The organism is Terracoccus sp. 273MFTsu3.1, from assembly GCF_000383675.1.
Lineage (GTDB): Bacteria > Actinomycetota > Actinomycetes > Actinomycetales > Dermatophilaceae > Terrabacter.
Genome location: NZ_KB911820.1, coordinates 94,051 through 114,627, shown reverse-complemented (window position 1 = coordinate 114,627; position 20,577 = coordinate 94,051). Strand labels below are relative to the sequence as shown.

The 20,577-nt window shown below is 70.9% G+C and carries 17 protein-coding genes and 2 pseudogenes; 11 read left to right on the top strand and 8 right to left on the bottom strand.

Translation table 11 applies throughout. The features are described from left to right. Nucleotides 1-9: 9 nt before the first annotated feature. Complete coding sequence (locus H283_RS0100450) at nt 10-1,437, bottom strand: hypothetical protein (RefSeq protein ID WP_020141538.1); 1,428 nt, start codon at nt 1,435-1,437, stop codon at nt 10-12. A 282-nt stretch (nt 1,438-1,719) separates the two neighbouring features. On the opposite strand from H283_RS0100450, the gene H283_RS0100445 reads away from it, so the two are divergent. Then, entirely contained in the window at nt 1,720-3,843 is a 2,124-nt protein-coding gene (locus H283_RS0100445) for a hypothetical protein (protein WP_020141537.1), read from the top strand. 97 nt (nt 3,844-3,940) lie between these two features. Here the strand turns inward: H283_RS0100445 and H283_RS0100440 are convergent, their stop codons facing one another. From H283_RS0100440 to H283_RS0100430, 3 genes are all read right to left on the bottom strand, one after another. After that, a complete protein-coding gene (locus H283_RS0100440) occupies nt 3,941-4,840 on the bottom strand; it encodes a class I SAM-dependent methyltransferase (RefSeq protein WP_028785230.1) in 900 nt (299 codons plus the stop codon). Between the two features lie 60 nt (nt 4,841-4,900). Then, nucleotides 4,901-5,269, bottom strand: coding sequence for a VOC family protein (locus H283_RS0100435; RefSeq protein WP_020141535.1), 369 nt, complete (start codon nt 5,267-5,269; stop codon nt 4,901-4,903). A 280-nt stretch (nt 5,270-5,549) separates the two neighbouring features. Next, on the bottom strand, nt 5,550-6,416 hold the full coding sequence (locus tag H283_RS0100430) for an LLM class F420-dependent oxidoreductase (protein WP_020141534.1): 867 nt from the start codon (nt 6,414-6,416) through the stop codon (nt 5,550-5,552). 247 nt (nt 6,417-6,663) lie between these two features. On the opposite strand from H283_RS0100430, the gene H283_RS0100425 reads away from it, so the two are divergent. From H283_RS0100425 to H283_RS0100415, 3 genes are all read left to right on the top strand, one after another. Further along, entirely contained in the window at nt 6,664-7,248 is a 585-nt protein-coding gene (locus H283_RS0100425; protein WP_020141533.1) for an isoprenylcysteine carboxylmethyltransferase family protein, read from the top strand. Between the two features lie 242 nt (nt 7,249-7,490). Further along, complete coding sequence (locus H283_RS0100420; protein WP_020141532.1) at nt 7,491-7,961, top strand: SRPBCC family protein; 471 nt, start codon at nt 7,491-7,493, stop codon at nt 7,959-7,961. 133 nt (nt 7,962-8,094) lie between these two features. Continuing rightward, nucleotides 8,095-9,093: a hypothetical protein gene (locus H283_RS0100415; protein ID WP_156022889.1), complete on the top strand. Its 999-nt coding sequence runs from the start codon at nt 8,095-8,097 to the stop codon at nt 9,091-9,093. 66 nt (nt 9,094-9,159) lie between these two features. Here the strand turns inward: H283_RS0100415 and H283_RS0100410 are convergent, their stop codons facing one another. Together H283_RS0100410 and H283_RS23510 are read right to left on the bottom strand one after the other, a co-directional pair. Beyond that, nucleotides 9,160-9,573 (bottom strand): cupin domain-containing protein, encoded by a 414-nt coding sequence (locus H283_RS0100410; RefSeq protein ID WP_020141530.1) that lies wholly within the window; start codon nt 9,571-9,573, stop codon nt 9,160-9,162. After that, nucleotides 9,557-10,480 (bottom strand): helix-turn-helix transcriptional regulator, encoded by a 924-nt coding sequence (locus tag H283_RS23510; protein WP_051103509.1) that lies wholly within the window; start codon nt 10,478-10,480, stop codon nt 9,557-9,559. The genes H283_RS0100410 and H283_RS23510 overlap by 17 nt, the downstream gene beginning before the upstream one ends. A gap of 171 nt (nt 10,481-10,651) precedes the next feature. On the opposite strand from H283_RS23510, the pseudogene H283_RS23505 reads away from it, so the two are divergent. The 3 genes and pseudogenes from H283_RS23505 to H283_RS0100390 all read left to right on the top strand — a co-directional run bounded on the left by H283_RS23505 (nt 10,652) and on the right by H283_RS0100390 (nt 12,819). Further along, a pseudogene (locus H283_RS23505) lies at nt 10,652-11,672 on the top strand (zinc-dependent alcohol dehydrogenase family protein). A 212-nt stretch (nt 11,673-11,884) separates the two neighbouring features. Beyond that, nucleotides 11,885-12,238, top strand: a complete 354-nt coding sequence (locus H283_RS27460; RefSeq protein WP_196805886.1) for a cyclophilin-like fold protein — start codon at nt 11,885-11,887, stop codon at nt 12,236-12,238. Beyond that, the gene (locus H283_RS0100390) at nt 12,235-12,819 is read left to right on the top strand and encodes a sugar O-acetyltransferase (protein ID WP_020141526.1); all 585 of its coding nucleotides are present in this window, start codon (nt 12,235-12,237) and stop codon (nt 12,817-12,819) included. The genes H283_RS27460 and H283_RS0100390 overlap by 4 nt, the downstream gene beginning before the upstream one ends. A 51-nt stretch (nt 12,820-12,870) precedes the next feature. On the opposite strand, the gene H283_RS0100385 is transcribed toward H283_RS0100390, so the two are convergent. Next, on the bottom strand, nt 12,871-13,641 hold the full coding sequence (locus H283_RS0100385; RefSeq protein ID WP_020141525.1) for a MerR family transcriptional regulator: 771 nt from the start codon (nt 13,639-13,641) through the stop codon (nt 12,871-12,873). 177 nt (nt 13,642-13,818) lie between these two features. On the opposite strand from H283_RS0100385, the pseudogene H283_RS28610 reads away from it, so the two are divergent. After that, nucleotides 13,819-14,294: pseudogene (locus H283_RS28610) on the top strand (DapH/DapD/GlmU-related protein). A gap of 1 nt (nt 14,295) precedes the next feature. Here H283_RS28610 and H283_RS0100375 read toward each other — a convergent pair. Then, nucleotides 14,296-14,904: a hypothetical protein gene (locus H283_RS0100375; RefSeq protein WP_020141524.1), complete on the bottom strand. Its 609-nt coding sequence runs from the start codon at nt 14,902-14,904 to the stop codon at nt 14,296-14,298. Nucleotides 14,905-15,065: 161 nt separating this feature from the next. Between H283_RS0100375 and H283_RS0100370 the strand changes: the two genes are divergently transcribed. From H283_RS0100370 to H283_RS23490, 3 genes are all read left to right on the top strand, one after another. Further along, complete coding sequence (locus tag H283_RS0100370) at nt 15,066-15,560, top strand: hypothetical protein (RefSeq protein WP_156022888.1); 495 nt, start codon at nt 15,066-15,068, stop codon at nt 15,558-15,560. A 16-nt stretch (nt 15,561-15,576) separates the two neighbouring features. Further along, on the top strand, nt 15,577-18,162 hold the full coding sequence (locus tag H283_RS23495) for a M48 family metalloprotease (protein ID WP_081633735.1): 2,586 nt from the start codon (nt 15,577-15,579) through the stop codon (nt 18,160-18,162). 230 nt (nt 18,163-18,392) lie between these two features. Then, the gene (locus tag H283_RS23490; RefSeq protein ID WP_081633734.1) at nt 18,393-20,300 is read left to right on the top strand and encodes a CocE/NonD family hydrolase; all 1,908 of its coding nucleotides are present in this window, start codon (nt 18,393-18,395) and stop codon (nt 20,298-20,300) included. Nucleotides 20,301-20,577: the final 277 nt, after the last annotated feature.

Here is a 20,577-nt window from a genome sequence, read left to right as displayed (position 1 = left end):
CGGCCGGTCTCAGATCCAGGCCGGCGGGGGCGGGACGACGACGCCGACGACCCTCCCCAGGTCGACGACCCCCGTCCCGGCTGCCTTGATGCGCGCGCACTCCGCGGGCGCGCACCACCGCGGCACGACCCCGCCCTGGGCCTGGCGCACCATCATCCGCAGGGTCCCGGCCATGATCGAGCCCTTGCTCGTCGTGCGCTGCGCCGGGTCCTGGTAGAGCACGACGGGGCGGCGGGTGCCCGACGGCCCCGGCTGGGTCGCGCGGTCGACGAGGGCGGCATACTCGCTCCGGGTCTGCTGGTGGGCGCCGATGTCGGCCCGCCACGTCACGACCCCGAAGACGGTGAGCGCGGCGAGGCAGGCGATCCCGATGCGGGGCGACCACCCGTCGCCACCGAGCAGCAGGGCGGCCGGGACGACGGCCGCCATCCACGCCCAGAGCTCGCCGCGCGGGTCGGTGACGACGCCGGTGACGAGGGTCTGCGCTGCGCTCAGTGCGACGACGACCGCGAGCCCGAGCACCAGCCGCAGCAGGAGCGGCCGGACCGAGCGGTCGAGCCAGGCGGCGACGACGGCGACGATCCCCACGAGCGCGCCGACCCACAGCTTCGAGCCGAGGCGCAGCACCTCGCGGGCGAACCGACCGGCGTTGACGCGCAGGTCGTGCAGGTCGTGGGGCGGGTTCGGGTGTCGCCACGCGGCGATCTTGAGGCCGAGGTGCCCGAAGGCGACGCCGTTGAGGCCGTAGATGACGGCGACGCCGATCGCGTAGGCCACGACGTAACCGGCACCGAGGAGCAGCACGTCCTTCCACGGGCGGGCGCGCAGCTGGACGACGGCGGTGAGGAAGAGGACGACGCCGACCGGCGGGTACGTCAGGGTCGTCAGGACGGTGGCGAACAGGAGCCACACCGCGAGCCTCGGACGCGTGCGCGAGGCCCACGGCAGCGTCCACACCGCCGCGGCCGCGACGAGGACCGACGGCGTGAGGGTGCCGGGCCAGTAGAGCAGCTGCACCCAGAGCGCGGACGCGAAGACCGCGAGACCGAGGAGCGCGTCGACCGCCCAGTGCAGGGTGCGGTCGACCGGGCGCAGCACGCGCCACAGGCCCGCGACGAAGACGACGTATGCCGTCACGTACGTCAGCGACGCCGTGAGCGGGGTGCTGTGCTGGCCGATGCCGACCCACCAGGCCCAGTTGAGCCAGCGGCCCTCGGAGAGGTTCTTGGCGAAGACGTCCGAGGCGAACGGGGTGTGCGGCGGCAAGAGGAAGGGCCAGTCGTCGCGGCGGATGAAGGGCACGACGGCCTGCGAGACCGCATCGGTGAGGACGACGGCGAGCACGAGCACCGCGGTGACGACGAGCCACCGGGGCGGCAGCCAGCCCGGTGGGGTGGTGCGTGCGGTGCCGGGGGCAGCCGCGGTCGGTGCCGTCATGGTGCGGACCCGTTCACGGGAGGGAGGAGCGGTGCCTCCACCGTACGCAGGTGCGGTGGACGAACCGGGCGTCTTCGCGGTCTGCCCAGCGACTTCCCAGCGGACTCACCGCTCCGTCAGCCAGAGCGGGCTCCGAGACGAGCCACGGCGACTCGACCGTCGGGACCCTGGTGTCGCTGGCACGTGCGGCGGTTTGTCGGTCTGCGCCGGCCGGCCCGGTTAGCATGAGCCCGCCGCGGCGGTCGTGCCGGTGGCGCCCTTCGCCGAACAGGACCCACCGCCATGCGCCTTCTTGCGCGCGCCACCGCCGTCGCGGCGACTCTGACGATGTCCGCGACGCTCGCCGTCACACCGGCAACCGCCGATCCGGCGCCCGCGGAGCTGTCGGCGGAGATCACGTCGCCGGTCCCCGGCGCCGACGTCCTGTCCGGCCAGCAGTCGGTCGTCGTCCACGTCACCGCAGCATCGGGCGTGACTCCCACCGCTGCGACGGTTGCTGTCACCGCCCTCAACGACGCGACACGGTCACGCACGGGCACCAGCGACATCCCCGCGACGTGCGCGCTCGAGTGTGACGTCACCGTCGTGGTCGACACGATCTCGTGGATCGACCCCGGCTCGGACCCCCTCGCCGGCGAGACGAGCCTCCCCGACGGCTACGCCACGATGGTGGCCACGGTCGACGGGACCACGGACTCGGGCTCGACCGTGCGTGCCTCCTCGTCCAGCGAGCTGATGCAGGTCGGCAACGCACGCCCTCAGCTGTGGACCGGCATGCAGGACCAGTACACGCGCCTGCCGGTCGTGGGCACCGACCCGATAGAGGTCTCCGCCTACGTGAGCCCGTACGGGGCCGGCGTCGACCGGCTCGAGGCCACCCTCTTCGGCCCCGACGTGCGCTGGCGCGGTTCCTTCCCGGGCACGCCACTGGACGCCCAGCACCAGTCCCTCGTCTCCGGGAGCATCCCGACGATCGGACTCACGACCGGCCACTACACGCTGCGTTTCGTGGCGTTCGACAGTGCGGGGAAGCCGTCGGACATCGTCACCCGCGAGGTCACCTACTACTCCGGGCCGGAGGCACGCACGGACCGGCTCGTCCCCCGGACGCCCACCGAGGCCAACGGCTGGACCGGTGGAGTGGCCGAGGTGACCCTGGGGGTGGGTCCGGACTGGTCGCCGTTCGCACCGAAACGCGTCGACGTCTACCTCGACGGGAACACCGCGGCGCCGGCCGGCACCGTCAAGTCCTTCCCCTGGGCCGACTACTGCTCCGTCAGCCCGGAGGGCTACTCGGTCTGCCCGTCGACGATCAAGGTCAAGGTGCCGCTCACCACTCCGACCGTCACCGGCGGCATCTGGGACTACGAACAGCCGCTTGCGGCGGGTGCCCACACGGTGTCGGTCGTCTACACGGAGGCGACCGGACCGCAGGACTGGCAGGGAAACTCGCGGACCGCGACTGCCACCTCGACCTCCTCCGTCGCGGCGGCCGGTGTGACGGCGACGACGACGGTCAACGGGCCGGTCGTCCAGAACGCGTCCGGGACGCTCGCGTTCACGCTGACCTCTCGCGCCGGGACGGCCACGCCGGCTCCGCAGATCCGGTCGTGGAAGGCTGCCCCGACCGGTGCAGCGACTCTCGCGTCGGGCACCTGCAGCTCCTCGTGCCTCGCCGTGACCGGGACGATCCAGCTGAAGTCCCTGCCCGGCAGCTACCCGGGACTGGTCCCGGACTTCCACGTCGTCCCCTTGACGTTGACCTTCACCGACAGCGACGGAGTGACCCGCACGAAGACGGTGAACATCGGGGTCGACCCCGCCGTCCGGACGGCCCTGAGCGTGCCCGCGACGGGGACTGCAGGTGCCACGGCATACGTGACGATGAGCGTCCAGCAGCTGAACAACGAGATGCTCCCGGGCGTGCCCGTCGCCCTGCAGACGCGGACTGCCGGGTCCACGACCTGGCGGACCGTCACGTCGACGCGGACGACGACCACGGGCAGCGTGCGAGTCCCGGTGGTGCTGAAGTACAACTCCTACTGGCGCACGGTGGTCGCGGCCCGGCCGGGGTGGAACGGCTCGGCGACGTCTGCCCAGCTCTACAGCAAGGTCGCGGCGAAGGTCACCGCGTCAGGCGTACCCACGACGGGGGTCGCCGGCCGGATCTACCCTGTCAAGGCGACGCTCTACCCGGTGAGTGCCGGTCGACGGGTCTCGGTACAGGTCAGGGCCTCGGGCACAGCGACGTGGCGAACCGTCACGAGACCTGCCACGAACACGCTCGGTCAGGTCTCGGCCGGCGTGAAGTATGCCCGCGGCACGTGGCAGGTGCGCGTCGTCGCTGATGCGACCACCGTCAGCGCGTCCGGCACGTCGAAGATCCTGACGATCAAGGTCAGCTGACCCGACTCGGGACCGGCGTAGCCTCCACGGCAGCAGGGGCGACGTACCGGGCCTTCGGGGGGTCGCCCCAGCGACCTCCCGGCGGACCCACCGCTCGTCAGCTCGATCGCGCTCCGAGTCGAGCCACGGCGACACGACCGTTGGCGAGTGATCCGGCACCGCCGTAGGGGGTGTCGTAGCGAGTCGTGCTCTGGAGCAGATTGACGTCGCAGTCGACGGCCCAGTCGCGATCGCCCAGGAGCCGGGCGATCTGTCGCTCGGACCACAGGGACCGCCAGGGCTCGCCGGCCAACGGGGACGGTGCACCTGTCAGGCGGGAGGCCAGTCCTGCCACGCGCCGCCCGATCTGTGCCGACAGCGAGCGCGACTGGTACTGCGCGACAAGGACGCTCCCAGCGGCGGAGACGCCGGTGAGGGCGTCGACGGTGGCCGTGACCTGAGGGCGTGAGAGGTAGGGGATGACGCCTTCCCAGATCCACACCGTGGGTCGGAGAGGGTCGTGCCCGGCTGCGGCCAACCGCGGACCGAGCGGCTCGTGGGTCAGGTCGACGGCCACGAAGCGCAGGTCGCACACCGGGGAAGGAAGGTCCTCGGCTCGACGGCGCAGGTCGGCCTGCGATGCGGGGTGGTCGACCGAGAACACCGTGATCCCGCGCAACGCGGCCAGGCGCCACGGCCGGCCGTCGAGCCCGGCGCCGAGGAGGACGACCTGACTGTCGACGCGCTGCTCGAGCGTCTTGCTCACCGCGGCGTCGATGAGCACGGTGCGCGGCGCCATCACCGCGGCGCAGGCGCTGACCGACTGCACCGCCAGCCGGGCGCGACCGTTGGTGGGTAGCTCACCGCTCCGGGCCAGCCGCACCGGCACGAGCTCGTCAACGGACAGCAACTGCTCGGCGATGGGGTCTGCGAACGGCTCGACCTCCGCTCGTCCGTCGGCCACGGCGCGGCCCTGACAGACGAAGACCGCCGTGCGACTCGGTTGTCCCGGTTCCACGCCCCGACCCTACGACGGCCGCCTGGGGCCCTGTGCCGCGGAGCTCGTGTCGAAGAACGCTCAGGACTGCAGGGAGAGGTTGTTGCCGTCGGGGTCGTGGAACCAGGCGATCCGGGCGCCGTCGGGTGCGGTCCAGATCGCGCGGTCGTCCTGGGCCATGCCGTCGTAGCGGTTGAAGGTGACGCCCGCCGCGGTGAGCCGGTCGATCTCGCCGTCCAGGTCGGCGACGATCCACCCCAGAACCGTGTAGGGCGCCGTGCGGACCTCCTCCACCGCCGTGATGCGAAGCTGGCTGGTGGGCGTGTCGTGGACCAGCGCAAACGGTCGTGCGTCGACGAGATCGAGGCCGAGAACGCCACCGTAGAACCGCTCGGCGGCATCCAGGTCGCTGACGCCGACGAATCCGACCTGCTTCAGCTGTGCGAACACCTCATCTGCTCCTTCCCGACACGCGAATCATGGTGGAGCGTCCCGGGAAACAGTTGCATCACCTGGCGTCGAGCGCCAGCGTTCACCCGCCGCTCACTGCGGTGTGCCCACAGGCGGCGATGTGACGCACCCTCACGTCGGCGAGTGGTCGGCTGACCGGGCTCGACGTGTCGCCCGGACAGCGGTGCGGCGCCTGAGCACACCGTCACGTGTGTACGAAGAACGGGTCGCGAGGCAGGTCAGTCGGACTCGAGCAGGACGTCGCGTCTGGGTGAGGGGGTCATGGCCGGTCGAGTGCGTTCGCGAGGGTGGAGAGAAGGTCGATGTGCTCGCCAACGGAGTCCAGGCCACGACCCATAGTCACGATTGACACGTGTGTCCCGCCGGCTCGTTGCCATGCCCCGATCTGATCGGTGATGTCGCCGATCTCGCCCCAGGGCGCCATCACGTACTCGCCGCCGAAGGTTTCTGTCGGCCTGCCCTGTGCGCGCACCAGATCCTGGACCTTGTGCCAGTCGTCGGTGGCCTGGTCGATCCCGCCGCCGGAGAAGATGAATCCGTCGCCCAGCCGGGCGGCCCGCTCGAACGCCGCCTCACTGGATCCACCCAGCCAGATCGGGACCGAACGCGTCGGCTTCGGCACCAGGGCGGCTCGGTCAACCCGGTCGAAGCGGCCGGCGAAGTCGACAATCGGTTCGGTGAACAAGCGGCGGAGTAGCTCGATCTGCTCTTCCTGGCGGGCGCCTCGGCTTCGGAACTCTTGACCCAAGGCCTGGTACTCCACCGGGCTCCAACCAACCCCGACCCCCAGGCGCAGCCGGCCGCCAGAGAGCAGATCGACGTCGGCCGATTGCCGGGCCACCAGCGCTGTCTGACGCTGCGGCAGGATCAGGACCCCAGTCGCGAACTCGATCCGCTTCGTCACGCCGGCGAGATACGCGAACATCACGAACGGGTCGTGGAACGGGTCCCGTTCGGTGTAGGGACCGGTCAGCGGTGGCGTCCGACCGGCGTGGACGGCGCCGAGGACATGGTCATAGGCGAGCAAGTGGTCAAAGCCCAGCTCCTCGACCGCCCGGCCAAATGGCAGGACAGCCGTCGGGTCTCCACCAAGCTCGATCTGCGGATACACCACACCGATCTGCACACACGCACCCTCCCACGCTGTCCCTGGACTCGACACCAGAGCAGTCGACCCTCGCCGACCATGTCGTTGCCGACGTACGGGTTGGACGCCACGAACGGGCGTTGCCCCCGACTCGCAGCCACCGTGCCCCAACGCAGGCACGCGGCGGTCTGTCACCGCACGTCAACGCGGTCATCGACGGCATTGACGGACGTCTCGTGCTCCGCGCGGCACGCCCGGAAACGCTATGACTGGAAGACTGGTTCGCGTGGTGAAGCCCTTGATTCAACAGGAAACCTGGGCTCGGCTGGTGTTCGGCATCAGCGTCGCTGCATTCGCTGTAGGCGAGTTCTCTCAGGTGGTGAAACGGCGCCGCGGTGCCTCGCGCACGGACGTCCGAGGTGAAGTGGTGTTCCGCGTGATCCTTTTCGCGGGCGTCCTCATGCTGCCGCTCGCCCAGGCCGTGGTGCCCGAAGCCGGACTCGGTGGTGCCGGGGCGTTCGTGCTGGGAACGGTGATCGGTTGGCTCGGCCTGCTGCTGCGATGGTGGTCGTTCGCCACCTTGGGCCCGTACTTCACGACCGTGGTGAAGACCTCCTCCGATCAGGTGGTCGTCGAACGCGGCCCCTATCGGGTACTGCGGCACCCCAGCTACGCCGGCCTCCTCGCTGCGCTCGTCGGCTGTGGCCTGATCCTCGGGAACTGGGTGGGCACCGCTGCGTGCTTCCTTCTGATCCTGGTCGGGCTCATCTACCGAATTCAGCGCGAGGAGAACGCGATGATCGACAGTCTGGGAGACGCCTATCTCGACTTCGCCAAGGACCGCGCGCGTCTGGTCCCCTTCGTCTGGTGACAGGCCGATCCGAGTGGCCGGGGACACCAGCCTGTTTCAGTTACTCGACGCCCCAGGCAAAGGTGAGGCGCACGCGCCCGGCAGGCTGCGGAAAGACACACGGCAAAGTGCAGTCCTGACCCCGAAGCAACCGCCGCCGCCCCGTTGACGACGTGGTCAGCCCTCGCGCCGAAGATGATGTAGGCGGATCCGCCTCACCTGCCTAGGCTTGGAGTCGTCGCCACACCGATCGAGGAGGCTTCATGGCTGGGAGCGTGATCCGGTTCGAGGCGCAGACGGTGATCCGTCGGCCGGCGAGCGAGGTGTTCGAGCGGCTGGCCGACCTGCCCGGCTATCGGCAGTGGATGCACCGGGACGGCGTCTTCGGCGGTACGGAGCTGACGTCCGCGCTGCCGGTGCGGTCCGGCACGACGTACGTCGACCGGACGCGGATGGGTCGCTTCGTCGGGGAGGTGACCGAGCACGTGCCGTCGACGCGCCTCGCGTTCAGCGAGACATTCAGCATCTTCGGCCACTCGCTCACCCAGGCGCGTCCGAGCTACGTGCTCGAGGTCGACGGCGACTCCACCGTCGTCCACCACACGGCAGAGGCGGAGCTCTACGGCGTGGCTCGGTTGTTCAAGCCCGTGGCCGCGCGGATCGTCACGAGGGAGCGGTCACACACCCTCGCCTCCCTCAAGCGCTCCCTCGAGGGCTCACCCGACATCGATTAGCCGGTCGCCTCCGCGGGCGACCATGTGCGGCAGGGACCCTCGTCGTTCTCGTCCGGCCGAGCGGCTGTGCCGCTTAGACTCCGCAGCGCGTGGAACGCCGTTCACGCACACGTCGGACGATCAGGGGACGTCGATGAGCCGATTCGCTGCACCCGTGCCCGGGTCGCTGCGCACGATGACGATCACCAACAACCGCTATCGAATGCTCTTCCGTGGCCTTCTCCTCGATGCACTCGCGTCGGGCACGTCGGTCACCCGGTTCCTGTACGTGGCGTTCTTCGCCCTGCTCTGCTTGGGACTGACTGGACGCTGGGTCGTGGCAGTGGTCGTCACCGCGGTGGCGCTGGCCGTGATCGTCACGCGGTGGTGCGTCCGGATCCGCGCGTGCCTGCGCACCGGCCTCGCCGTCGGGCAGACGGTCACCACCGGCTACACGCCCTGGGGCGAGCTGGCGATCACCGACGTCACCGGCACGCTCTCCCTGAGTCGTGGCTCCGCCGCGTTGGTGACTCGCTCCCGGGACCGGGTCGTCGCGTGGCTGCGCACCACCTCGTTCCTGCTCCCGACCGAGCTGCTCACGGACGAGGACATCGCCTTCCTCGAAGGGCCGGGCGAGGCGCCGGGATCCTCCGCCGCGCCGGCGCCGGTGCCGGTGCTCCCGCTCGAGCTCGTCGTGACCGAGCGGGTCCAGGCTCGGGTCATGGCCGCCGCCGTGCGGGTGCGCACCAGGTCGGCCGACGTGCTCTTCCCGCTCCTGACACCGGCCCTGCTGCTGGCCCTCGTCGCCGTGACCCGGGCGCGGATCTTCGCGCTGGGAGCGGGCTTCTTCCTTCTCGTGTGGATCGGTGTCTACCTGCAGGCGCGGCACGCGGCACGTACCGCCAGTCGCGCGCAGTACCCGCTGGGGGCGACGATCCGTGCGAACGTGACGCCGGACCACCTCGTGGTCCAGAGCCGGAGCGGGACGACGCACTCGCGGTGGAGCGAATACATCGCCCGACGGCTGACGACGGATGCCGTGCTGCTGCGGCGTGACCGGCGTCATCCGGAGACCACCGTCGTGCTCCCCCGTGAGCTGTTCAGCGAGCGAGCCCTCGCCGACCTCGCCACGGCGGTGCCCCGCTCCTACTAGGCAGGGAGGGTCGCCCGCGGGGCGTCCCCGGCCGGGCCGCTCGTGTCGACGGCAGGGCTGGGTCGGTCACCCGGTGATCGAGGGGGCGGCGGCATACTCCTCGTCGGTGACGGGGGTCAGCCAGTGCACGACGTCGTGGTCGGCGTCGCCCTCGTTGATGGCGACGTGCACCATGAGTCGCGTGGGCGCGGCGCCGTGCCAGTGCTCCTCGTCGGCCTCGAAGAGGACGCGGTCGCCGGGGCGGATGACCTCGATCGGGCCGCCGCGGCGCTGGCAGAGGCCGACGCCCTCGGTGACGAAGACGGTCTGGCTCAAGGGGTGGCGGTGCCAGTGGGTGCGCGCGCCGGGCATGAAGTGGACGAGGTTGGCCGAGACGCGCGACGGTGCGGGCGCTGCGGCGACCGCGTCGATGTAGACGTCGCCGGTGAACCAGTCGCTCGGGCCCTTGACGGTGTCGACGGAGCTACGGGTGATCTGCATGGGTTTCCTTCTTACTGTTGGGGATCGCGGGGTCGGCGCTCGCCGTCGGGCTCGGGGTGTCGGCGGCCCAGGACGCGAGCAGCTGGAGCCGCTCGGCCGAGGGTGAGCCCGGCTCAGCGGTGTAGACCATGAGGACGAGGCCGGGCTCGGCGGTGATGGCGAGCTCCTCGTAGGCGAGGGTCAGCTCACCGACGACGGGGTGGGTGAAGCGCTTGGTGCCGCTGCCGTGGGTGCGCACGTCGTGGGCGCTCCAGAGCCGGCGGAAGACCTCGCTCTGCGTCGAGAGCTCGCCGACGAGGTCCTGGAGGCCGCGGTCGTGGGGGTCGCGGCCGGCCTCGGCGCGCATGATGCCGACGCACATCTGGGCGAAGAGCTCCCAGTCCGGGTAGAAGTCGCGGGAGGCCGGGTCGAGGAACTGGAAGCGGGCGAGGTTGGGCAGGCGACCGCCCTCGCCGATGACGGGCGAGTAGAAGGCGCGGCCGAGCGCGTTGGTGGCGAGCAGGTTCTGGTGCGGGTCGCGGACGAAGGCGACGGCGTCGCGGATCGACTCGAGGGCCCACTGCAGGCTGGGCCGGGACGCGGGCTTGCCGGCCGTGCGTCGGCGCGGGCGCCCGGACGTGGGTATGCCGTCCGCTGCCCTCGCGAGGTCGAGCAGGTGGGCGCGTTCGGTGTCGTCGAGCTGAAGAGCGCGAGCGAGTGCGTCGAGCACGCCAGTCGAGGCGCCGGCGATCTGGCCGCGCTCGAGGCGGGCGTAGTACTCGACGCTGAGCCCGGCGATCGTCGCGACCTCGCTGCGACGCAGGCCGGGCACGCGCCGGCCGCGGCCGACGGGGAGGCCGACCTGGTCGGGGGTGATGCGGGCGCGGCGGGTCATGAGGAACTCGCGCACCTCTTGGCGGTTGTCCACGCTTTCGAGACTAGGCCGCGTCGACGGGTGCGCCGAGCCGTGAGAGGTGCCCTGTCAGTACGTGCCTCGACAGGGACTTCCTCGGCCTTCGGCCGGCGGCTTCACTCGTGTGGTGGGCCGTTGGGCCCAGCGAGCCGAGGGCTCGCGACGAGACGATGGAAGGAACACGCGATGCGTGGAGTGGTCATGTACGAGCCCGGCGACGTGCGGGTGGAGGAGCGCGAGGACCCGCAGATCATCGAGCCCACCGATGCGATCATCCGCCTCACGGCGACGTGCATCTGCGGCAGCGACCTGTGGCCCTACCGCGGTGCCGAGCCGGTCGACCACCAGCTCATGGGGCACGAGTACGTCGGCGTCGTCGAGCAGGTCGGCTCCGAAGTACGCACCATCAAGGTCGGCGACTTCGTCGTCGGGTCGTTCTGGGCGTCGGACAACACGTGCGAGATCTGCCGGGCCGGCTACCAGGCGTACTGCGTGCACCGCGTCCTCATGGGCACGATCGGCACCCAGTCCGAGCTGGCGCGGGGTCCCCCTCGCCGACGGCACGCTCGTGGCGACGCCGGGGCAGCCGGACGCCGACCTCATCCCCTCGCTCATGGCGGCCTCCGACGTGCTCGGCACCGGGTGGTTCGCCGCAGTCGCCGCCGAGGCCGGACCGGGCAAGACGGTGGCCGTGGTCGGCGACGGCGCCGTGGGACTGATGGGCGTGCTCGCCGCCCGCGAGCTCGGCACCGAGCGGATCATCGCCTTCAGCCGGCACGCGGACCGTCAGGCGCTCGCGCGCGAGTTCGGTGCAACGGACATCGTCGAGGAGCGCGGCGAGGCCGGCGTGGCGCGGGTCAAGGAGCTGACGGGTGGGCTCGGGGCGCACTCGGTCATCGAGGCCGTCGGCACGCAGGAGGCGATGATGCAGGCGATCCACTCGACGCGTGCCGGTGGCCACGTCGGCTTCGTCGGCGTCTCGCACGACGTGGCGATCCCCGGCGACGAGCTCTTCATGGCGGGCGTCCACATCCACGGTGGCCCTGCGCCGGTCCGGGAGTACCTGCCACACCTCGTCCAGCTCATCTGGGACCGGAAGATCAACCCCGGCAAGGTCTTCGACCTCGCCCTCCCGCTCTCGGAGGCTGCCGCTGGCTATGCGGCGATGGACGAGCGTCGGGCGACCAAGGTGTTGCTGACGCTGTGACCGGCTCGACTTTGACGCGCCGGCCTCGCGGTGCTGTCGCGACCCTCGGGGCGGCGCTCGGCATGACCTCGGTGCTCGCCGCGGGCTGCGGCTCGTCGGGCGAGACCGTCGACACCGGGCGGACGTCCGAGCGCACGGTGGCCGCCCCGGCGGCCACGACACAGCATACGCAATCGAGCGGTGACCGCTCGATGGACACGACGGAGGACTCGATGAGGATCGTGATCACGCTGGGAGACAAGCGCTTCGGCGCACTACTGAGGGACAGTGCGGCGTCTCGTGACCTGCTGCGGCAGCTGCCGGTGACGGTCGACATGGTCGACCACGGCGGGGTGGAGAAGACGGGACCGCTGCCGTCACCGCTCTCGCTCGACGGGCAGCCCGAGGGCGCGGACCCGGACGTGGGAGACGTCGGCTACTACGCCCCGGGCAACGACCTGGTCCTCTACTACGGCGACCAGTCCTACTACCCCGGCATCGTCGTCCTCGGTCGTCTCGACTCGGGCGCCGCTGCGCAGATCGCCAAGCAGAGCGGTCCCGTCACGGTGACCGTCGAGGCGAGGTGAACGCGGTGATGCTCGAGGAGTTCCTCGACCACGTGAACAGCGGACGCCTCATCGAGGGCGGGTCGGCGGCGCACGCGTTCATGCACGAGGCGTCGCAGGAGGCGATGCGTGTCCTAGCCGAGCTGAATGGCGTCCACCGCTCGCCGGACGAGGTGCGGGCGCTGCTGTCCCGGCTGACCGGTCGGGAGGTGGCGGCGTCGGTGACGGTCTTCCCGCCGTTCTACTCCGAGTTCGGCAAGAACCTCACCCTGGGCGAGGGCGTCTTCATCAACATGGGCTGCCGCTTCCAGGACACCGGCGGCATCACCATCGGGGACGGGACGCTGATCGGGCACGGCAGCACCCTGACGACGCTCAACCACTCGATGGACCCGACCCGGCGCGCCGACATGGAGCCGGAGCCGGTGACGATCGGCCGCCACGTCTGGCTGGGCGCCGGCGTCACGGTCGTGCCCGGCGTGACCATCGGCGACGGTGCCGTGATCGGTGCGGGCGCGGTCGTGACCAAGGACATCCCCGCCGACACCGTCGCTGCGGGCGTGCCTGCGAGGGTGATCCGACCGACCGGCTTCACCTCCTGACGGTGCGCCCTCCGCCGCCGGACGCGGGTCGCCGTGCCCCGGCGCCGAGGCTCACGGTTCGAGCTTCTCGAGCCGGGTCCACCCGGTCCATCCCCGCTCGGCCATCAGGACCCGCAGCCGTGCCACGACGGGATGGGACGCGTCGGCGAAGGAGTCCATCAGCCCGACGTACGCCTCGTCCGGCAGGACGTCGTCCTGCCGGTCCAGGTCTCCGCTGGCCGCCGCCTGCTGGAGCAGCTCGCTCATGAGGTCGGCGGTCTCTCGCAGCAGTTCCTCGTCCTGCCAGTTCTCGGCGACACGACCGATCAGCTGGTAGAGCCGGACGACCCTCGGGTCCTCGAGCTGGGCCATCTTGTCGGCCATCACCGACGGCATCGACTCGGGCCAGCGGGCCGCCATCAGGATCCAGGCATCGCGCTCGGGGGCGATGACGGACTCCGGCGCGCCCAGGTCGCGCAGGCGGGTCAGGTACTCGACGACCTCCTCGGGCAGGGCGAGCGAGTCGCCCGAGGCCAGCTTGGCGATGCGTCGGCGGTGGTCCTGCAGAGCCCGGATCTGGGCGCGGAGATCCCGGTCGATCTCGGCGGTCGCGTCGGCGAAGGTCTCCGGGTCGGCGTCGAGCAGCTCGCGCACCCGCGCCAGCGGCACGCCGGCCTCGGCCAGGGTGCGTATCCGGATCAGGTGCACGACGGCGGCGGCCCCGTAGGTCCGGTAGCCGGAGGCGTCCCGCTCCGGCTCGGCGAGCAGGCCGATCTGGTGGTAGTGCCGAACCGTGCGGATGGTGACCCCGGCGTACGTGGCCAGCTGTCCGATCGTCAACATGGCCTCAGCCTGCCCGACGGGACCACCGCGCAGTCGCGACTGCCGTCGACGACGGCGTGGTCGTTCCGGCCTCGTCCGGGGCTCCCCTGCTCGGCGAGGCGGCCGCCGCTGGCTCGATGGGCGCCGCGCTCGGTTCGGCGGCGCACGAGTTCATGCGGCTGCGCCGCCCGGGAGGCGATGAGCATCCTCGCGGAGCTCAACGGCGCCTACCACTCGCCCGAGGAGGTGCGGTCGCTGCTGTCCCGGCTCACCGGTCGGGAGGTGCCCGGGTCGGTGACCGTCTTCCCGCCGTTCTACTCGGAGTTCGGCAAGACCCTCACCCTCGGCGAGGGCGTCTTCATCAACATGGGCTGCCGCTTCCAGGACACCGGCGGCATCACCATCGGTGACGGCACGCTCATCGTCCACGGCAGCACGCTGACAACCCTGAACCACTCGATGGACCCGGTTCGCCGTGCCGACATGGAGCCGGCCCCGGTGGTGATCGGCCGCAACGTGTGGCTGGGAGCCGGTGTCACCGTCGTGCCGGGAGTGACCATCGGCGACGGTGCGGTGATCGGTGCCGGCGCCGTCGTCACGAAGGACGTCCAGGCGACTCCGTCGCCGCAGGAGTCCCAGCCCGAGCCATCCGGCCCACCGGCCTTACGGCCTGACTCAGCCCTGTGCGGTGAGCCGCACGGTGATCGTGTGGATCGCTGAGGTGGGCAGCTCGGCCGAGTGCCTCGCCGCATACGTCACCTCGAGTCGACGACCGTCCGTGGTCGCGTACGAGACGGTGTGCTCAGTGCCCCACCCACCGGTCTGCTGGTCACCCGGGCCGTACCGGGTGACGACCGAGCCGTAGGTGTCCCGCCACGTGAGTCCGGCAGGCAAGGTGCCGGCATACGCCCTGAAGCTCGTGTCGGACGACGGGAGTCCCAAGGCGTCCTCGTCGTTGTAGAGCACCACCGCCACGACTGTGCCCGCGTCGTCGAGGTCGAGCTCGAAGCCGTTGGCGTGAGCGAGGATGTTCGTCTTCGAGGAGCGCCCCAGCGATGAGGCGAGCCCCGTGAGGGCGGGGTCCGCCGAGGCGTTCCGGCCGAGCGCCCACTCCCAGATCTCACTCTGCGGCATGGTCTCCGTGACCTCGGAGGTGACCGTCGTCGTGGTCGGCGGAGCCGGGCCCGGCACGCCGGCGCACCCGGCGACGAGCGGGCTGAGCGCCAGACCCAGGATCGAGACGACCGATGCCTTCCGTCTGCGTGACCACGCGCTTTTGTCCATCCCGTCGCCTCCTGTGTCGGTGGCTGAATTCGCCTCTCCCGACGAGTGTCCCGAGGTCTGTGATGAGGCCGACAGAGGCAAAAGTCCCTCTTTGCGCTGAAACCATGCGGCCCCACCCCGCGGTGCCTACGCTGAAATGAGAACTGGTGGAGGAGGATGCCATGTCCAGCCATCCCGAGAGCCTGACGCAGCACGACGAGGACGCCCTCGTGCGTGAGCTGGCCCAGCAGGTGCTGGAGACCACGGCGCCGGAGGAGCTCGCCATCTTCGACGAGACGGCGGACGAGTACTTCGCCGACCCGCAGGGCGTGCTCGACGCGAAGAGCCGTGACGAGGCCGTGGGCTTCGGCGTGGAGCTGGCGCTGCTGACGCCCTACATCCTCGCGGTGGCCAAGACGGTGGTCCAGCTGCTGGCCTCGATGGTCGGCGACGCGGTCAAGAAGGAGGGGCAGCCGTCGGTCAACAGCTTCATCCGGCGCCTCTTCGGCCGCCGCGAGCAGGGCCCGTCGGCTCCGGAGACGTTGACCCCCGACCAGCTGGCCCTCGTGCGCAAGGTCGCGGTCGAGAGGGGCCGGCTGATCGGTCTCAAGGCGGATCGGGCGGAACTGCTCGCGGACGCCATCGCGGGTGGCATCTCGGTGGCACCCGCGAGCTGAGAGGCAGGCGAGCACCATGGCTGGCCCACTCGTCAGCGACGCGCCTGCTCCACCCGCACCCGCCGACGTGCGCCCCGACGTGCTCGCGCTGCCGTCGCCGACCGTCGCGAGGTTCGTCCTGCTGCTCGGTGCGCTGCTCAGCTCGGGGCTCTTCGTCGGGACGTGGGTGCACAACCAGACCGCCGTCGGCGACGACTGGCTGGCGAGGGTCGCCGAGTGCGAGCGCCAGCGACCCTCCCTGCCGAGCGGGGCCGGTGCCGACGCGATCCTCGCCGCCCAGCAGTCCGTGCTGCAGTGCGTCGAGGGGGCGCAGCAGAGGCTGGCATGGTTCGCCCTCGGAGGCGTCGTCCTGACGCTCGTCGCGGCCGGTGTGGTGCTGGCCGTCGTGCCGCGGGTCATCGTCCGCCGACGGGCGCTGCGCCTCGCCGGCCCGAAGCTCGCAGCCGCGTCGGACCGGGTGGCTGCTCTCGCCGAGGAGGGCGGCCTGCGTCGTTCGCCCGACACGATGGTCGGGACGTCGAAGCTCCACGACGCCTTCAGCTTCGGACTTCCCGGGCACTACGCGGTCGCGCTGCCACCCGCCGTGGCGGTCCGCAGCACCGGTGTCGCCTTCGAGTCGCTCGTGCGGCACGAGCTGGCTCACGTGGCGCGCCGGGACGTGCTCATCGCCTGGTCGGCCCGTGCCCTCTGGTACGTCCTGATCGCCCTGCTGGCCCTCCCCGTGGTCTTGGCGCTCCCGCGGGCGGACCTCAGCATCCTGCCGTCCTACGTCTGGCGGGCGGCGCTGCTCCTGGCGGCCGCGATGCTCGCGTCAGCCGGCATCCTCCGGTCGCGCGAGTTCGACGCGGATCTCGGCTCCGCCCGCACGGCCGCTCGGCGAGACGCCCTGAGCGCGCTGCTCGGCACGTCGGGCCGCGCGGCCAGCACGGGCTGGCGGCGCGTCGTCGCGCTGCACCCGGACCCCTCCGAGCGCGTGCGGATGCTCGGCGACCCCGCCCGCCTGGCCCGCGCCTCCGCGGTCGACGCGGTGATCGCGGGCTTCCTTGCGGCAGTGACCCTTCCACTGTTGGTCTCCGTATTCGCGACGGTGCCCTCGCTCACCAGCTGGGCGTATGCCGTCCCGGCGGCTCTCGTGGGTCCCTTGATGGGGGCGACCGTGGGTCTGTCGCTATGGCGTCTCGCGGTGGTCGACCTGGCCCAGCGGACGGCTGGTCTCGGTGGGGCGACGCGTCGCGTGGCTGCCGGAGTGTTTGCGGGCTTCCTTGTGGGACAGGTGGCTTCGCTGGCTGCTGTCGGCTCTGACACGTTGACCGGGACCCGGTCGCCGCTGCTGCCCCTGCTCGGTGCGCTGGCCTTCGGTGGCACCACCGTCGTGGTCGCGGGCCTCGGCAGGGTCGCTGCAGACCGATCGAGGCACCTGTCTGCCCGTGGCTACACCACCCTCGCCGTCGCCCTGTCCGCGACCGTCTTCGCGTTCGTGCTGTGGGCCGCGACGATGCTGAGCAGCACTCTCGACCTCGGCGGTTGGCGGCTGGCGGCGCTCACCAGCGTCACCCTCCTGACCCAACCGGCGGCCGTCGCCGTCGTCGCGGTCCTCGCCGCGGCCGTCCTCGCGCTGGTGGCGATCCGGCCGGCCGATCTGCCTCCGGCGTGGGCGTTCGAGGGTGAGGCGCCTGCAGTGCCCGTGCTGGATCCACAGTCGGTGGGCCTGCGTGAGGTGAGCGTCGTCGGGCTCGTCTCCGGGGTGGCCGCCGCGCTCTCCATCCTCGCGTTCCGCCTCGTCGCAGGACCGGCCGCGACTTTCGAGGAGCAGACCCAGCGGTTCGACGCCTACGTCTGGCTATTCGCGGGCGCCGGGGTGGCTGCCGGACTGTCGCTCATCGTGCTCCACGGCCTGCGAGGTGCGGGGGCCGGAGTCACGGCGGGCACGCTCGCCTCGTGCGTCGCGGCGCTGGGCTTCGTCGTCATCAACGCCGGTTTCGGAGGGGACGTGACCCTCGACTTCGTCGGCGGCGTGGTCGGTCCCGGACTGCCGCTGGGCCTCGTGCTGTTCGTGCTCGTCTCGCTGCTCGCCGCGCTGCCGATCCCCGACGCGCGAGGCCGTCGACCGGTCGTGGTCCTCGTCGCGGTCGCGGCCCTGCTCGGCGGCCTGGCCGCCACCGGCGCCATCGTCAACCGGGGCACCATCAGCCCGCTCCAGCCGAGCGCACCTGCCGGGCTCTCGACGCACGACTACGTCACGACGTACGCCCCGACGGTAGCCGCGGTGGTGTCCGGCATCGACCGGGCGGCTGTGGCGATCGACGCGGATCACCAGCTGTCTCCGACCGAGCGCGCCCAGCGCATCCGGGTCGATCTCGTGGCTCCTCTGGACGCTGCGTTGACGCAGGCGGCGGCAGTGACGCCGGCCGAGGACTCCGTGGTCCAGCTCCACGCCACACTCGTCGCCGGGCTGCAGGGCACCCGCCGCGCTTTCGAGAACTTCGCCCGCGCCTACGAGACGAACGACTCGACGCTCTTCGCGCGGACGCAAGCGGATCGGGCTGGGTCCCAGCAGCTGCTGCGCGCGTGGCTCGACGGCATACGTGCTCGTCAGGGTTGATGGGCGCTGCCGCGTGCCGTCACGGAGATGCCCTGCTCGCTGACCCGGGCGGCCCGGGCGGGTTCGATCGCGATCGGCGACGGCAGCGTCATTGCACGATCAGACAGACAAGCGGACAGCTTTCCGTCGGGGTCGCAGCTCCCTCCTTTTCCGGGAGTCTCGTCGCTACGTTGAGACTGCCCCTCACCCTCAAGGGGACATCGCCGGTCCCGGGGGCAGGAAGGACTCACATGAAAGTCAGGCTCCTCGCCCTCGCCAGGTCACTCGCAGTGGCCGCACCGTTGGCCATCGGCACACTGAGCGAGGCGCATGCCGCACCGACGAGCGTCACCGACGTCCCGCCCGTCACGCTCGTCGACGGGATGACCTCGCCGAAGTACGACTACGCGACGGCCATCCGCGAGGCCGTCTGGGTCGACACGCCCGACCTGGACGGGGACGGCCAGGCAGAGCGCGTCGCCGCCGACATCATCCGGCCGCGCGAGCTCGACGGCACCGCAAGGGTGCCGGTCATCATGGACGCCAGTCCCTACTACCTCAGCCTCGGCCGCGGCAACGACGGCGAGTTCAAGGAGTATGCGGCCGACGGCAGCCCGACGAAGTTCCCGCTCTACTACGACAACTACTTCGTCCCCCGCGGCTACGCGTTCGTCGCCGTCGACATGGCCGGCACGGCTCGCTCGACCGGCTGCACCGACGAGGGCGGCCGCTCCGACGTCGAGTCCGCCAAGGCGGTCGTCGAGTGGCTCAACGGCAAGGGCAGCGCCCGCGACTCGAGTGGCGCCCTCGTTCAGGCGACCTGGAGCAACGGCAGCACCGGGATGATCGGCAAGTCCTACGACGGGACGCTCGCCAACGGCGTGGCCGCCACCGGCGTCGACGGGCTCAAGACGATCGTGCCGATCAGCGCCATCAGCTCCTGGTACGACTACAACCGCTGGCAGGGTTCCGTGAAGTCGCGCCACTACGCGAGCAGCCTCTCGCGCACCATCGCGCAGCGGCGCACGATTCCGACGGACTGCTCGGCGCGGCTGGCCTACATGGACGCCAACGACGCCGACGCGACGGGTGCCTACACGGACTTCTGGGCCGAGCGCGACTACCGCGACGGCACCTTCTACGACGCGTCCAAGGTCAAGGCGAGCGTCTTCATCGTCCACGGCCTGCAGGACACCAACGTCAAGACGATGAACGCTTCCAAGTGGTGGGAAGCCCTGGGACAGAGCGGAGTCGAGCGCAAGATGTGGCTCAGCCGCCTCGGCCACGTCGACCCGTTCGACCACGACCGCCAGGAGTGGGTCACCACCCTCAACCGGTGGTTCGACCACGAGCTGATGGGGATCGACAATGGCATCGACCGCGAGCCGGCCGTGCGTGTCGAGACCGCCCCGAACCAGTGGGAGACGTCGAAGACGTGGCCGATCCAGTCCTCGCGCACGATGTCGCTCAACCCACGCGCGGACGGCACGCTGGCCCTCGGCAAGCAGGACGCGGGCACGGCCTCCTACGTCAACAACTCCCGCCTGTCCGAGGCCAACGCCGTCTCGCTGACCGCCAACCCGAACCGGGTGCAGTTCCTCACCGGAGCGGTGACGAAGGACGTCCGGATCTCGGGCACGCCGACGGTCGACCTGACGGTGACCCACTCTGCCCCGGTCGGGCAGGTGTCGGTCATGCTCGTCGACTACGGCGCCATGGACCGGGTCAGCACCACCGGTGACGGCGCCCTGACCCTGGCAACGGAGACGTGCTGGGGAGAGTCCATAGCCACGGACGACGCCTGCTACAAGGACGTCACGCGTCGCCTGCAGACCACCCAGCTGCAGGTGTTGGCCCGCGGTTGGGCCCGTCTCGACGGTGCCGGCCAGCACCAGGTCACCGTCGAGCTGGCCGCCAACGACATCGTCGTCCCGGCCGGACACCAGTTGGGCCTCGTCGTCAGCGGAGCGAGCAACGGCGTCATCGCCGTCGACACCAGCTCAGGGACGTATGACGTCGACCTGCGCTCCACGCGGCTGAACCTGCCGGTCTCCGGCTCGATGAGCAGCTTCGCTCCCGGACGTCTGACTGCCAAGGACACCGACAACCTGGACAAGGGCACCCTGCCCGAGCTCAACGAGACGCTCTGGCCCCGGTGATACGGCGCACAGGCGCGGACCCGAGTCCCTAGCGCCGCCTGCCAGTACGAGCGGCCCCCACTCCTGGCGTCAGGGGCGGGGGCCGCCTCTCGCCCCGGGTAGAGGGAAGGTCATCCGAAGCGCGCAGGCCTGCAGCTTGGGGAAGCACGTAATCGCACCGCATTGTGCAAGTGCGCTTCTTAGGGTCGAAGAGACGCCGTAGGTGTCAAATCACCCTGAGCCACCTCATTCAGGTAAGGGAGGGTGGGGCCGTCCGAGCGGCGTGTTCGGCGCAGCC